Below are 14,701 nucleotides of genomic sequence, written 5' to 3' on the forward strand. Positions count from 1 at the left end.
CAAAGGCACCTGTCCGTTATGATTGCGCGTGAGAAGAGCCATGGCCCCGTTTCCCGCCATGGCGCTGCGTCGTTGCAGCGGCGGGAGCCTGCGCGCTTCCCGCCGCGTCAGGCTGCGCTACTTTGATCCTGGCGCCGTCGCTCAGGCGGTCCATGCCGTCCATCACCACGGTTTGACCCGCCTGAAGGCCGGAAAGAATGACGGTATTCCGGCCGTCGCTCGGCCCGGGCGTGACCTTATGCACCGAGACGGTATTATCGGCATTCACCAAATAGACAAAATCGCCCGGCGCCCCGGTCTGTATCGCCGGCGTCGGCACCAGGACCGCGTTTTGCAGCGTATCCACCAGCAACTGCACATTCACGAACTCGTTTGGATACAGTTGCTCGTCGTCGTTGGGAAACGTGGCGCGCAGCGTCACCGTGCCGGTGCTGGTAGCCATCTGGTTGCCGATGGCATACAGCGCGCCGACGGCCAGCTGTTTGCTGTTATCGCTGTTGTACACCGTTACCGGCAGTTTTGCGCCGGCGCCGAACTGTTCCAACACCTTACCCAGGGCATTTTGCGGTACGGTGAATTGCACGGTGGTGGGTTTCATGCTGGTGATCACCACAATACCCGTGGAGCTGGATTCGGTGACATAATTGCCCACGTCCACCAGCCGTAGGCCGACGCGTCCGTCAATGGGCGCGGTAATACGGCAATAGGCCAAATCAAGGTCGTACTGGGCGATACTGGCCTCATCGGCCTTTACCGCCGCCGCGTCCTGTTCAACGGTGAATTTCTGATCGATAAAGGTCTGTTCGGCGATGGACTTTTGGGCATGCAGCTGAGTATAAAGCGCCATGTCGGCACGCGCCTGGTCAAGACTGGCCTGATCCTTGGCTAACTGCGCCTGGGATTGCTGCTTGTCAATCTGGTATTGCCGCGGATCGATTTGAGCAAGAAATTGCCCTTTTTTGACATCCTGGCCTTCCTTATAGCCCACCTCGGTAAGATAGCCGCTTAGCTGGGGCAGCACGGTTACCGTGGAAACCGGCGTCACCGTGCCCAGTTCGTTGAGCATTTCCGGCATGCTGCCCAATGTCGCGGCGGTGGCGCTCACCACCTGCGGCGGCAGACCGGTTCTTTGTTTCTTGCCGTTAAGGTGATGGTACAAAATGACGATGACCAGCACGACAATGACAACCACGGCTATTATCACGCCGCGCCTTTTGTGACCCTGTTTGCCTACTGTCGGGCCGTTGGTACTCATATATCCTCTCCCGGGAAATGATAAAAAACGCCGCGCTGTTCCTCTCTTCGGCCACCGCCGGAACGGCTCTCAAACTATCCGCATGCATTGAGGCGGTCAAATTATTAAAATGCTTATTTATGTCATGCCTTTACTATTTTCTTTGCCGCCAGATCGTCCGCTGCCCGTATTTATCGCCGGGAACGCCGGCTTCTCTCCTTACGGACTTAAAACAAATTTCCAGGCTGCACAAGGCTGTAATACCCGGCAATCCGCCGGCAGAGGCGCTATCGGATGACCTGCCTGACCCGGTAAAACGGCCCGCGGCGTTTACAAGCAAAAGTCATTAATGTTTACATTTGCAATATCGAATGCGCTTCCCATTAAGAGCCTATGCTGGAATGGTATAATCTGGAGAAAACATAGCGGCAGCCTGGTGCCAGGTTTATGATCCGACTAAAACAACACAGCAGGAGGCAGATAATGGACTCGGCCTCAAAAGAGCCGGCGGGGCTGTTTGATCCTGCAAATGCACGTGCCGATGCTTCGCGCATCCACCGGGTGACATTGACCAAGAGGAGTCGCGGCATATGACAATGCGGCGGGCGACGGCGCAGGATGTACCGGCCATCCTGGCATTGACGTGCGCCGCTTATGCCAAGTGGATTCCGGTGATTGGCCGCAAGCCCAAACCCATGGTGGCCGACTACGCCACCGCCGTCAGCGAACATTTTATCGATTTGTTCTATACAGGCGCCACCCTGGCCGCGTTGATTGAAACGATACCGGCGTCTGATCATCTGCTCATTGAAAACATCGCCGTCGCGCCGGAGCAGCAGGGTAAAGGGTATGGACGCCAGCTTATGGGCCATGGAGAGAAATTAGCACTCTCCCTCGGGGTAAAGGAGATCAGGCTATACACAAACCAGCTCTTCAGGGAAAATGTGAGATTCTATTTGCGGTTAGGCTACCGATTGGACCGTGAAGAGCCTTTCAGCGGCGGCGTTGTGGTTTATATGAAAAAATCGCTCTGTTAACACCGGCTATTGCGGCGTTATTTTTTTACGATGACGTAATTTCTGGTATAGGGCTATATTTCATATTATAATTTTCACCCTAAAAAGACCAATTAATTACGTAAATAATTACTAAATAAATTGAATGCAAAGCATTGTTTCTCCAATGGATATCTATGTCATAATAATATTCTCAAACTCACTTAATAGATGTGAATAATATGGATAGTATTGGTAATGCAAAAAAACCATTACGCCTATATTTGGCTTGTTAATGAAAAATGAGAAAACGGGAAACTTTCTGGGATCACGGAAAATATTCGGCTAGCAAAGACTCAAATGGAATGGCAATGATATTAAGGAACGTTGATGAATTCATTGAATATGCCGGTTTGGAAAAAATATTCGGAAATTGAACAGCAGCTGTTATCCAATGATATGTCGCCACAAGGGCAGCAGGAAATGGAGCTATTGTTCGGCGTACTGCGGCATGCGCGCAATGAGCCCCGGCGGCGAATCGCGTCCTCGGCTCCTGATACCGCCGTCAGTGGCAAGGGCATCTTTATGGGCTTGCTTTATGCCGGCGGCCTGCTGGGACGGATGGGCCGGGTTTCCGAGGCATGGTCATCCATTGCCGGAAAAGAAAACGGTTCGGGCGGGTTAATGAACCCGACGACAGAGCCGATGGCGGAACATGGCCCCTATACCGCCTGGAGCGGCCTGCACAAGGACATTGATGGTCCCGGCCCGGTAATAGCGGCTCCTGCAGCAGCCGCGGCGTACCGGGAGCGTCGCGAAACGGCGCGAGGGCATCGCTTTCCCGCGCCGGATGTGACGCGGCAGAATAATCATATCGCCCGATTACTGAATTTGACGGCGGCGGCCGGCAACGGCAAGGCACAGAATCGTTCCGAGCCGGACAATCCTTATATACTGGTGAAACGCGCGGCGGGATCGCTTGCGGGCAGACCTGAAGGGTTGGCCAAAATGGCCTTTACCTTATTACAGGGGTCCGGTCTATATGGCGCTTCTCCCGGCGAAAAAATGACGCAAAACGTCATGCATAAAATCGTTAATGATTGGAGCATGAATAATTTGTTCGGCTCCTCCGTTGAAACATTTGTGGTGCGGCAAATGGCGGATGTCATTGCCGCACAAGTTAACGGCCACCGGCAAACCATCATCGCTTTTGATATCAAAACCTGCCGTGACGCGGTATTTAAAAAGCTCTTGCCGTTACAGGACGTTGGAGCAGAGGAGGATGGCAAGAGCAATCCGGCTTATCAATATGTGCTCGACAAGATTATTGCCCCGTCGCTGCCCACGCTGTTTTTTGCCGGAGGCGATAGCATGGAAATGGGCACTCTGGACTGGTGCTATCTGCATATCGGACTCGCTTTTGCCGCCAAAAACGCGGTAGACATCGGCGATATGGCCCTGCGGGACGTCATTGAAATCGGCTGTTCAATATCGGCCATGCTAATGATGGGTTCATTGCCGGCCGGAGTAATAGAACTTTTTGGCTTCCCGGCGGTGCTGCATTATCTCAAATCAGGTCTTGATAAAGATAAAATCGCCGACCTGCTTATTGATTGGCGAGATGAAGACATTAAGCAGATCGCGCTGCAGCACTTTTTTTCCGCGGGGGAAACCAGGGAGTATGCGGTTAATCCATTCAGGCAATTCGGCAAAGCTATCAGCGGCTATAAATCACGCACGGAACTGGCCAAGGAGATATTGACAAAGCTCTGTGGCGAGCTGAAGCCGGAGGAATTTACGACCTTGGTGGAAAATTATAAAACCAACGCGAAAGATTATCATTGTCCCTCCGCGTTACACCACAACGGGCACCACCCCTCAACTTGTCTGCCGAATCTCAATCAGGCCTTTGATCAACAAAATGAAGTTATTACCGCGAAATTTGTCGTTATCGATCGGCTAATGATTCTGGATGTCATGGCGCAGCTCTCCGAGGATGAGAAGCAATTTCTTATCATGTCGACGATCAGGACGGCAGGAGCGGATTTCTCACGGCTGAATTATCTGACCGGGTTGCCGGAGGAATATTTTATCAACGGAGCGAAACCGGCGGTGCAGCTCTTGCCGGGCATCGACCTCTTTTTGGCCTCCACGGCGAAAGCGGAGCATATCTTTGCCCTCGGTCGCGATGAGTCGGGCTATTGGCTCAAACGTATCGATCGGCGGCTGGAAAACTATTTTCCGCTGATGGAGAAGAATGTGGCGGGAGAGTATCGATTCTATCGACTTAACATTTATTCCAGCGAGGGAACAGGGGGTGTTTATAAGACCGCGGGTAAAGACGTGGATGCTCTCTGTGAAGCCCTTGTCGCGCTGCACGGTAAAAAACTGTCAACGCAGCTTTATACCCGGGGTTATGAAGAGACCACCCGTGAAGCCTTCAACCATTTCATGCTGTCATTTATTCCTTTTTATCACTGTGCCGCCTGGGACCCCCACCGGCGGGAACAGGCGTTGATATCGTGCGTAACGGACGGCCTCACTCTGGTACCGCTGGCCAGTCAGGTCGCCAGCCAGTCCATGCGCATTCTGTTGAAAACCGGGTTGGGCGGCGCGGCTTCCCTGCGGGCGGGCGCGGCGGGCCTGAAGGCAGGTTATACCGTGGGCGGCGCCTTAAACACCGTTTTCCGGACGTTTGTTGAACTTGCCCTGGTATCGGCGTCGGAAGAGCTGGACCGCCAGATGCTGACCGGTTTGCTGCTGGATCTGGCCCGGGCCTTCGATCCCGGCATCGAGGCGGCAGGCATGCTGGGCCAGGCTGCGTTCCGCCAGACGCAACAAGCTATCAGGCTATTGCGTAACCATAGCCCGTCCATGGAAAAGTTTTTTTTGAAAATGGACCATGCCGCACCGGCTGATAAGCTGCCTGTCGGTCCGGAGAGGTATACAACCGCTCGTCTGGCGGGCTTAAATGATGATATTCCCATCGTGATGCTGGGGGGTGACCGGTATCTTGACCAGCCGGTGTACGCCAGGATAAGTCCCCATACCGGCGACGTTATCGGCAGAAAGTATACTTTATCCGCAGATAATCAATTGGCGGCCATCCCCACGCCGGCGGCAGTGCGCTTGAGGAATATTTTATCTCATGGATTGAGCGGGCGGGGCGCCTCGGCGGCGGCCAGGGTTTGGCAACAGCAGAAAAGCATCGACACCCTGTCCCAGGTGCATCTGAACGGTGTGGAATGCACAGCGCATATATCGCGGTACGGCGAGCCGGGGGGCGAACATTTGCTGTTTCCCGAGCAGGGTATTCCGTTGGCTCAGGAATCGCTGGATATAGACGCTTATGTGCGAATGGTGAAGGCATTGCCTGCGAGGGAGAGGATGGCATTGCGTTTTTGGACATGGCACAACGAAGACAGTATTAGTTATATTGAGGGTTCAATGACGATTGAACTGACGGGGAATATGCCCTCCAAGAGAAGGATAAATGAAAATCTCTGGCACGACATCCCGGTAAACGATTGGCAATTTTCCGACAAACACAGTTATTTATCTATGGTTAACTTAATTAAACGTTCGCTCCCCCGGCAATCAGGAAATTATCTGGGTATGGGGCAATATCCTTTAGGGTTTACTATTCCATGGGGCGAAAGTATTGGTCCTGGTGATATCGTCACCAATTACCCTACCTTTTTAACCGTTCACGCGCGAGATCTTTATGCAAAAAAATTTACCGCCCTAACCGATGGTGAAGGACTATCGGGTAAGAAACACAGGCAGGCTTTGCTCTATTTTAAAATCGAGAATGGACGGCAATGTATTCCCCTGCTGAGCGATACCGTTACCGCCGACGGCGAATTGACCCTCAATGGCTACGATATCAACCTTAGGGAATATTTATATCCGCCCAATACATTTTTCCGCGTCAAAAGTATTGCTACCGCTTATATGATTGAAGGAGAAATGCACCCGGCGCAGCGTATCGGCGTGGTGCTGGAAGAACTTACCGGTCCGGTAAACGAGGCGAAAAATATTCATACCGGCGAAAGTGTGCCGGTGACCAGCGAGGATTGGACAAACATGGTGAAACGATACCATATGTCGCTCATATAGGCAGCAGATGTGGTCAATCTCCGCGATGGTCGGCAGGATGCTAAGTTGACTTAGATTAAGGCTTGACGGGCTGAAATTACACCAGCCCTCAATAACTGTTATCACAACACTCTGGATGATGTCCGGAAGAACGTTTTTATAGAATCACTGTGGACGGCAATCGACAGTTTCAGCTATTTAATGGATGGTAATTTTGATCATATCAGACGTGAAATCAACAAAATCCGAATACAGTACGAAAATCAATGAAAATAGACAGCAGGATAACGTTTTATCAACGTTATTGCGGGTTAATGCCTCGGATGTCTGTTTTCATCCCACCAAGGCAATATACTCAAGCACTCCAGGATTAGGCGAAACAGAATGGTTTTTCCATGAGAGCGGGGCAAGTATGGTGAATCTTGCCCTAAGGCAATTTCATGTTAAACATCTTTGTAAAAAATTCACGCCCAGTACCGCGTCATTTATGATCTCGTATGAAAAAAACTCGCGCCCGCCGTTTATTGAGGTTTATGGCAGAGGCAGAATGATGCCCTACGCTGAAGGAGAAATTATCGTGCTGAATACCGAAGCGATGGCTATCACCTTTTGGGCAGGGGGTATCTATAAAATGCGAAACGTCACCGGCATTGAGCTTTTTGGCCTAGAGTGCGAGACGTCCCGCTTTTCAGAACAAAAGCTGTCCGGGCCATGCTCTGGTCAACCGTGGGTTGAATCCGACGGCCTTGACGTTACCGTCCGCCAATGGCGGCAACCGTGATTTGCGCTTCAGAGGGGGGGGCTTTATTATCGGGACAACAGTGCTTAACCGGTATGTTGCGCCGGACTGGCGGTTATAGGTGGGCCCGGTTTCAGCAGTAGGGCCTCATACATTAATAAGCCAATGATAATAAGGGCCTTAATTCCATGAAGAAAATCGGTTTTTTGTCGTTCGGCCATTGGACTCCTTCACCGCAATCCGGTACCCGCTCCGCCGCTGACGCGCTGCTGCAATCCATTGAACTTGCCGTGGCCGCGGAGGAGTTGGGGGCGGACGGCGCCTATTTCCGGGTGCATCACTTTGCCCGCCAGCTCAGTTCCCCCTTTGCCCTGCTGGCGGCGGTGGGCGCCCGAACCAGCCGCATCGAGATTGGCACCGGCGTTATCGATATGCGCTATGAAAATCCCCATTACATGGCCGAAGACGCCGGCGCGGCCGATCTTATCTCCGGCGGACGCCTGCAGTTGGGCATCAGCCGCGGCTCCCCGGAACAGGTCATAGACGGCTGGCGCCATTTTGGCTATCAGCCCGCCGAAGGCGAGTCGGACGCCGACATGGGACGACGCCATACCGAGGTCTTGCTTGACCTTCTGCGAGGGGAGGGTTTCGCCAAGCCCAACCCGCAGCCGATGTTCCCGAACCCACCGGGCTTATTGCGCCTCGAGCCCTTTTCCGCCGGCCTGCGGGACCGGATTTGGTGGGGCGCCGGCTCCAATGCCACCGCGGTCTGGGCAGCCAAATTGGGTATGAATCTGCAAAGTTCAACGCTTAAGGACGACGAAACCGGGGAACCTTTCCACATTCAGCAGGCCAAGCAAATTCGGGCCTACCGTGCCGCGTGGCGGGAAGCCGGTCACGCGCGCGAGCCCAGGGTGTCGGTGAGCCGCAGTATCTTCGCCCTGATGGATGAGCGGGATCGCGCCTATTTCGGCAATAGCAGCCGCGATGGCGACCAAATCGGTTTTCTTGATGAAAAGACCCGGGCTATATTTGGCCGCGGCTACGCCGCCGAACCGGATGTCCTGATCGCGGAGCTAAAACAGGATGAAGCCATAGCCGAAGCCGACACCTTGCTGTTGACCGTGCCTAACCAATTGGGGGTCGACTATAACGTTCACGCCATCGAGTCAATCCTGACCCATGTGGCGCCCGGCCTGGGATGGCGCTGAACGATAAAAAAAAGCGGCCAACAGATCTCTGTTAGCCGCGAAAGCGTTGCCTGGCGTCAGGCCTGGTCTAGCGTCTTTCGATAACGACGGGGTGATGTCTTTTAATCGGGTGTTTTACCACATGATGGCGATGCTTATGGACCACAACGACCTTTTCATGCCTGACGGGAGCTGCCCAGCTTATGGTGGTTATCGGCAGCGTAAAAACGGCTAAAGCCAAGCAAAGTGCAATTTTCTTCATGGTGTTCTCTGTTGAAGATAGTTAAGAAAGTTGATTATAGATCGTAATGCGTTTTTGTATGCCGGACTATTCCTTATTTTAATTCAGGTTCCATAAAATTTACCGCCGCCGCCAGTGCCGCCGGCGGCGATCTGGGTATTTTTTATTTTAACGCCGCCATAATTTCTTGCTGGCGATATCCGCCCCGGCCCGCAGTGCCCTGAACTTCTCCCGGACGATAGTGGGATGCACCTCGGTTTTATAGGTTGCCTGTGAAGAGAAGCCGCAATCAGCTCCTGCCAGCACATTGTCTCTTCCGACGCGCTCAGCGAAACGAATCAAGCGTTCAGCGATGAGCTCAGGGTGTTCGACGGTATTACTGGCGTGGCAGATAACCCCCGGGATGAGGCGTTTCCCTTCCGGCAGTTTCACCTGTTCCCATATATGGTATTCATGTTCATGGCGAACATTCCCGGCTTCAAAGGAGTAATCCGAGACATTAAGATCCAGCATATAGCGTACAAATTCGATAAAAGGCACGTCATGGATACGCGGCCCCTCATTGATGCTATAGCAGGTATGATAGCGTATTTTTTCCTGGGGAATTCCGCGCAGCGCATGATTCAAAATGGTGACATAATCAGTGGCTTTCTGACGGATCTGGACGCTGGTGAGATGCCGGTCGGCAAAAAGATCGGGTAAAAAGGGATCGTCAATCTGCAGGGTAAATCCGGCATCGATAATGGCTTTATATTCGACTCGCAGGGCTTCGGCAATAGCTGACAGATAGTCCCCCTCATTTTCATAAAAAGCGTTGCTGCCGACGCCTGTGGGCGCCACCGAAGGAACAAAGGCGGAATGAGCGGGAGTGATTTTCAGCGCCTCCGCCAGATTGCCCAGATCGCGCTTGAGCTGCGCGACGCCATGATAGGACACCGGCCCGGTACAGACGACCGGAACAAAAGGCACCAGGTTTCCTCCCAGCATTGCTTTGCCGAAATATTCGCTGTAATACTCGGGAAAGGCTTCGACTTCAGCTTCAAAAGCGGCATAACCCGCTCCCGGACGAGGCTCGAAACCGGAGATACGATCGCGGACGTAGGCGAAAAAACCCACTTTGGACATTTCGCCGTCCGTGACAATATCAATCCCATCAGCCAATTGCTGCTGAACTGACTCGATCACCGATTCCCGGATGCAATTTTCAAGTTCGGCCCGATTGTCCGTGCCTTCGATATTGGCCTTCATAAGATCCAGCAATCGAGTCGGGCGCGGCAGGCTGCCGACATGGGTGGTTAAAATGCGAGGTTCTTGTTGCGACACGTGCAGACTCCTCTGAGATAATTTTTTCTATTATGAGTGGATGAAACCACCGCGGTTATTCTAGGGGAGGAAGGGTGAGTTGTCGACCGCCAATAATACTGGGACAGCGTCACGGTGATGTTAATAACAGAGATTCACGGAACGAATTCAATCGCATTTAATCATGACGGATGATTAATCGCCGCCGGCCATTTATTGCGGAGGAGGGTAGGGGAAATAATCTTTCCCTTAAATAAGACGTTGCCGGCCGCAACAATAGGCGATGAAAGTCCACCCATCAAAATGAATTATTGATAAGTGACTTGATCAAGATCAATAAAAAAATTAATGCGTCATTTTCGCTTTTGTTGCCGGTAAACAGGAGGATATGTTCTGCTCTTTCAATAAGTTTATATTGTAATAAATTATTAAAGGATTAATGAATAAATAAAAAAATAATGCTTTCTAATTAATGAATAATTGTCATGTTCAGGGTTTATCCTGTCTTATAATGGTAAATATCCGCAATACAGGCGCCGTTCTAAGGGAATAGACTGAAATCCTAACGTTAAACAAAGGGATCGTCCGTTGAAAATCAAAACATCCTATGGTCTGAGTTGGCTGTCGCTGGCCGTCATTGTCGTGGCCGGCCTGGCGCTGTGGCGGGTTGTGCCCCCCACCGGACTCAGTGTCCACGCCTGGCATTCAGCGGTGATATTTGTGGCCACCATTATCGCCATTGTGGCTAACGTCCTGCCCATCGGCGCCATAGGCATTATCAGCATCACTCTTTTTGCGCTGACCTATGCCGCCGGCGACAAGAGCGCCGAAGGCGCCATCGTTACGGCGCTAAGCGAACTTAACAGTTCTCTGATTTGGCTTATCGTCGTGGCCTTTATGATTGCGCGCGGGTTTATCAAAACCGGCCTCGGGCGACGGCTGGCCCTGATGCTGATTCGGCTGCTGGGAAAACGTACCCTCGGCCTGGCTTACGGGCTGGCGTTCGCCGATCTGCTGCTGGCGCCGGCAATGCCCAGCAATACCGCGCGCTGCGGCGGGGTAATTTATCCCATCGCCGATTCGCTGGCGCGCAGCTTTGATTCTCATCCCGATAACGCATCGCGCAGTAAAATCGGCACGTTCCTGATCGTTTGCATCGGCAATGTCAACGATATCACCTCCGCGCTGTTTATGACCGCCTATACCGGCAACCTGCTGGCGGTGAAACTGGCAGCCGACGCCGGCGTGTCTATCTCTTGGTTCGAATGGTTTCTCGCCGCCGTGGTGCCCTGCGCGGTGTCGCTCGTCATTGTGCCGCCATGCGTTTATTTCCTGGTGCGCCCGGAGATTAAAAAGACGCCGGATGCGCCTAAGTTCGCCGCCGCCGAGCTGGAAAAAATGGGCCCGCTGGGCCGTTCGGAGTGGCTGATGGTCGTCACGGTATTACTGCTGCTGATACTGTGGATTTTTGGCTCAACCCTCGGGGTGGATCCCACCACCGGTTCGTTTGTCGGCCTGTCGTTTCTCTTGCTGACCGGCGTGTTGACCTGGGAAGATATCAAAAGCGAAAAGGGCGCCTGGGACACCCTGGTATGGTTCGCCGCATTGCTGATGATGGCCAACAAGCTGAAGGATCTGGGATTCACTACCTGGTTCGGCAATGTGGTAGGCTCGAATATCGGCCATCTGATGTCCGGCACGCATTGGGTGTGGGTGTTGCTGCTGTTAAATGCCGCCTATATGTACACCCATTACTTCTTTGCCAGCGGCAACGCGCAGATCGCCGCGCTGTATGCGGTGTTTCTGGCCGTCGGCATAGAGCTTGGCATTCCGGCGCTGCCGATGGCCTTTATGCTGGCATTTACCAGCAGCCTGTATTGCTCCCTGACCCAATATACCCATGCGCGCGGTCCCATCCTGTTTGGCGCCGGCTATGTGCCCACCAATGTCTGGTGGCGCACCGGTTTTATCATCAGCATAATCAACCAGGCGATATTCATGGCGGTGGGACTGGCCTGGTGGCGGATTCTAGGACTGTTTTAGCCGGCGATTGATTATTGATGTCCGCCCGCCGGCAGCGAATAGTCCATCCGCTTCAGATCGTCCAGCAGCCCCGGGCCGGTCGGCTCCCAGCCGAGCTGTTCGCGGGTCCATGCGCCGGAAGCCCGCAGGTCCATGCCCGCGAACATGGCGAACCAGCCGAAATGCTGCGGCGCCTGTTCGGGCGATAGGGACACCACCGGCACACCGAGTCCTGCTCCTACCACCTCCGTTATGATGCGCGCGCAAACGCCCTCCTCGGCAACGGCATGATACCTGTCCCCCCGGCGCCCCTGGTCCAGGACCAGCGCATAGAGCTTCGCCACATCCAGCACATGGGCCGCCGGCCAGCGGTTGGCTCCTTCGCCGACATAGGCCGCCACGCCTTTCTCCCGGCAGATCGCGATGAAGGGCGAGATAAGCCCCTGCTTGAACGTATCGTGGACCTGCGGAAGCCGCACCACGCGCACGTCGACGCCGGCCGCCAGCAGTGTATTGCCCTCCAGCTCGGAGGCCACGCGCGGATTGGGGTTGTTGGCGTTGAACACGTCTTCCGTCGCCGGCCGGCCCAGTCCGGCATCGCCCATGCCGGTTCCGGATGTTATGATGAGGGGCCGGGCGGAGCCTTTGAGAACGGAACCCAAGGCGTTAATGACCCGCCTGTCCTTTTCGCAATTGGCCACAAAGCGCGAAAAGTCATGATCGAATGCGGTATGAATAACCGCATCGGCCTTGGCCGCGCCGTCGCGAAGGCTGTCCAGATCCTCCAGATCGCCGCGATGCGCTTGCGCGCCGGCGGCCTCCAGGGACCGGGCGCCGGCATCCGATCTCGCCAGACCGAGGACGTGATGCCCGGCGGCAAGCAGTTCGGGTACGATGCGTGATCCGATGAAACCGGTCGCACCAGTAAGAAATACGCGCATAGAATACCTCCAGTGTTGTGTGAAGGAAGTGTTGCCTGAAAGCGGCCGCTATAAAAGTAGTGAGTTTATCGTAGTATAAATAGCAACAGGATCGCGTCGCCGGAGGGATTGCCACGGGGCGGGCCATCAACGTAAAAACGCCCGGAATCCGGCGATTTTCAGGGCGTTAGCCCATCGGCTCCCACCCTGGCAGCGATAACCGTCTTGATTGACACCGAATACACTACGCGGATATTGCCCAGTAACAATAAATAGTGTGGCATAATGGAGGCAGTCTGGCATATGCGAGATAACAGATAAAGCGACTCATCAGTGCTACAAGATAGATCCTTCGCGGCAAATATAGTGCGCAGGTCATTCCCTCATGCGCTGAAATAAGGTACAAGGCTGCATGAAAATACCAAATAGAATCCAACCGCTGGTGGCTGACGGTCTGATAGACGATGTGGTCCGTCGATTGAAAAGCGGCAAAGAAGCCGACGTTTACACTGTGTTATGCGGTGAAGAGATCCGTTGCGCCAAAGTTTACAAAGAAGCCACGCAGCGTAGCTTCAAGCAGGCCGTGCAGTATCAGGAAGGCCGTAAAGTCCGTAACAGCCGCAACGCGCGGGCTATGCAAAAAGGCACAAAGTTCGGCCGCAAGCAGCAGGAAGAGTCCTGGCAGACGGCGGAAGTCAATGCGCTATTCCTGCTGGCGGATGCCGGGGTGCGGGTACCGCAGCCCTATATCTGTCTGGACGGAGTGCTGCTGATGGAGCTTATCACCGACGCCGACGGCGTGGTCGCGCCGCGTCTGAGCGAAGTGATTCTGACGGAAGATGAAGCGGTAGCCGATTTCGACACCATGATCCGCAATATCGTACGAATGCTGTGCGCCGGTATCGTGCATGGGGATTTATCAGAATTCAACGTGCTGATGGACGCCAAAGGGCCGGTCATTATCGACCTGCCCCAGGCGGTGGATGCCGCGGCGAACAACCACGCCGAATCCATGTTCGAACGGGATGTCAACAACATGACCGAATACTACGGCCGGTTCGCGCCGCGGCTGCTGGAAACCCGTTATGCGAAAGAAATCTGGGCGCTGTATGAAGACGGGAAGCTGACACCGGAAACCATTCTCACCGGGCGGTTCGCTGAAAATACCCAGAAAGCCGATGTGGATTCATTGCTCGATGAAATCATTTCCGCTGAATATGAATACTACGATCGCCAGCGGGCACAGAAGGAGCGCGACCTTTAAAGCCCGCCGGGATGCCGCCTTGTTTATAGGTTCAGGTTTCCAAACGCACCACTCCAATCATGCTCGAATTTATCGATGGCGGCGTCCACCGCCGGAGAACTGATTAATTGTTGCGCCACGTCCAAAGGCAGGGTAATGGCCTCACAGCCTGCCAACAGGCAATCCAGCGCCTGGCGCGGGGTTTTGAAACTGGCGGCCAGCACTTTACAGCGCGGCGCGTGCAGGTGGAGAAGCGCCTGCAATTCCTGTACGGTTTTGATCCCGTCGCCGCCTTGCGCATCTACCCGGTTGACATAAGGGGCAATATATTCCGCGCCGGCCAGTGCGGCCAGCAGTCCCTGCGCCGGGCTGTAAACCGCGGTGCCCAGGGTTGTAATCCCGCCGGCGGTTAAAAGCTTGATGGCGGCGAGTCCTTCTGAGGTCACCGGGACTTTTACCACAATTCCCGGAATGCGCGCCACCAATTGCTTCGCCTGAGCAACCATTGTTGCCGCGTCGCGGCCCAATACCTGAGCAAACAAACGGCCATCTTTTCCCACGGCTTCCCGCAGGCGTGGCAAGACTTCCCATAACGGGACCTTACTGGCGGCAACAATGCTTGGATTGGTGGTAACGCCGGCAAGGGGGAATATACGCGTCAGTCGTTCTACTTCCGCGACATTCGCGGTATCCAGATAGAGTTCCATCGGTTTTCCT

General features: G+C 53.9%; 10 protein-coding genes. 6 read left to right on the forward strand and 4 right to left on the reverse strand.

The features are described from left to right. Window positions 1-16: 16 nt before the first annotated feature. The gene (locus ACL2XJ_RS20750) at window positions 17-1,255 is read right to left on the reverse strand and encodes an efflux RND transporter periplasmic adaptor subunit (protein WP_413724350.1); all 1,239 of its coding nucleotides are present in this window, start codon (window positions 1,253-1,255) and stop codon (window positions 17-19) included. A gap of 569 nt (window positions 1,256-1,824) precedes the next feature. Between ACL2XJ_RS20750 and ACL2XJ_RS20755 the strand changes: the two genes are divergently transcribed. The 4 genes from ACL2XJ_RS20755 (at window position 1,825) to ACL2XJ_RS20770 (ending at window position 8,277) form a co-directional block, all read left to right on the forward strand. After that, on the forward strand, window positions 1,825-2,271 hold the full coding sequence (locus tag ACL2XJ_RS20755) for a GNAT family N-acetyltransferase (protein ID WP_413724351.1): 447 nt from the start codon (window positions 1,825-1,827) through the stop codon (window positions 2,269-2,271). 348 nt (window positions 2,272-2,619) lie between these two features. Continuing rightward, window positions 2,620-6,348, forward strand: a complete 3,729-nt coding sequence (locus ACL2XJ_RS20760) for a hypothetical protein (protein ID WP_413724352.1) — start codon at window positions 2,620-2,622, stop codon at window positions 6,346-6,348. Between the two features lie 193 nt (window positions 6,349-6,541). Next, window positions 6,542-7,108 carry a hypothetical protein gene (locus ACL2XJ_RS20765; RefSeq protein WP_413724353.1) on the forward strand — a complete coding sequence of 189 codons (567 nt, stop codon included), beginning with the start codon at window positions 6,542-6,544 and terminating at the stop codon, window positions 7,106-7,108. A gap of 146 nt (window positions 7,109-7,254) precedes the next feature. After that, complete coding sequence (locus ACL2XJ_RS20770) at window positions 7,255-8,277, forward strand: LLM class flavin-dependent oxidoreductase (RefSeq protein ID WP_132921749.1); 1,023 nt, start codon at window positions 7,255-7,257, stop codon at window positions 8,275-8,277. A gap of 388 nt (window positions 8,278-8,665) precedes the next feature. On the opposite strand, the gene ACL2XJ_RS20775 is transcribed toward ACL2XJ_RS20770, so the two are convergent. Further along, window positions 8,666-9,820, reverse strand: coding sequence for a cobalamin-independent methionine synthase II family protein (locus tag ACL2XJ_RS20775; protein ID WP_413724354.1), 1,155 nt, complete (start codon window positions 9,818-9,820; stop codon window positions 8,666-8,668). 567 nt (window positions 9,821-10,387) lie between these two features. Here ACL2XJ_RS20775 and ACL2XJ_RS20780 point away from each other — a divergent pair. Beyond that, window positions 10,388-11,842 carry a DASS family sodium-coupled anion symporter gene (locus ACL2XJ_RS20780; RefSeq protein WP_132921747.1) on the forward strand — a complete coding sequence of 485 codons (1,455 nt, stop codon included), beginning with the start codon at window positions 10,388-10,390 and terminating at the stop codon, window positions 11,840-11,842. Window positions 11,843-11,853: 11 nt separating this feature from the next. Here the strand turns inward: ACL2XJ_RS20780 and ACL2XJ_RS20785 are convergent, their stop codons facing one another. Then, window positions 11,854-12,762, reverse strand: a complete 909-nt coding sequence (locus ACL2XJ_RS20785; RefSeq protein ID WP_413724355.1) for an SDR family oxidoreductase — start codon at window positions 12,760-12,762, stop codon at window positions 11,854-11,856. Between the two features lie 391 nt (window positions 12,763-13,153). On the opposite strand from ACL2XJ_RS20785, the gene ACL2XJ_RS20790 reads away from it, so the two are divergent. Continuing rightward, complete coding sequence (locus ACL2XJ_RS20790; RefSeq protein ID WP_132921745.1) at window positions 13,154-14,005, forward strand: PA4780 family RIO1-like protein kinase; 852 nt, start codon at window positions 13,154-13,156, stop codon at window positions 14,003-14,005. 23 nt (window positions 14,006-14,028) lie between these two features. Here ACL2XJ_RS20790 and fsa read toward each other — a convergent pair whose 3' ends face one another. Continuing rightward, window positions 14,029-14,691: a fructose-6-phosphate aldolase gene (gene fsa / locus ACL2XJ_RS20795; protein WP_413724356.1), complete on the reverse strand. Its 663-nt coding sequence runs from the start codon at window positions 14,689-14,691 to the stop codon at window positions 14,029-14,031. Window positions 14,692-14,701 lie beyond the last annotated feature (10 nt).

Source organism: Sodalis sp. RH16, assembly GCF_047324245.1.
GTDB classification, from domain to species: Bacteria; Pseudomonadota; Gammaproteobacteria; order Enterobacterales; family Enterobacteriaceae; genus Acerihabitans; species Acerihabitans ligni.

Coding starts and splice junctions, on each gene's coding strand:
- ACL2XJ_RS20770 (WP_132921749.1), top strand. CDS start 7,255: ATGAAGAAAATCGGTTTTTTGTCGTTCGGCCATTGGACTCCTTCACCG.
- fsa (WP_413724356.1), bottom strand. CDS start 14,691: ATGGAACTCTATCTGGATACCGCGAATGTCGCGGAAGTAGAACGACTG.
- ACL2XJ_RS20755 (WP_413724351.1), top strand. CDS start 1,825: ATGACAATGCGGCGGGCGACGGCGCAGGATGTACCGGCCATCCTGGCA.
- ACL2XJ_RS20790 (WP_132921745.1), top strand. CDS start 13,154: ATGAAAATACCAAATAGAATCCAACCGCTGGTGGCTGACGGTCTGATA.
- ACL2XJ_RS20760 (WP_413724352.1), top strand. CDS start 2,620: ATGAATTCATTGAATATGCCGGTTTGGAAAAAATATTCGGAAATTGAA.
- ACL2XJ_RS20750 (WP_413724350.1), bottom strand. CDS start 1,255: ATGAGTACCAACGGCCCGACAGTAGGCAAACAGGGTCACAAAAGGCGC.
- ACL2XJ_RS20785 (WP_413724355.1), bottom strand. CDS start 12,762: ATGCGCGTATTTCTTACTGGTGCGACCGGTTTCATCGGATCACGCATC.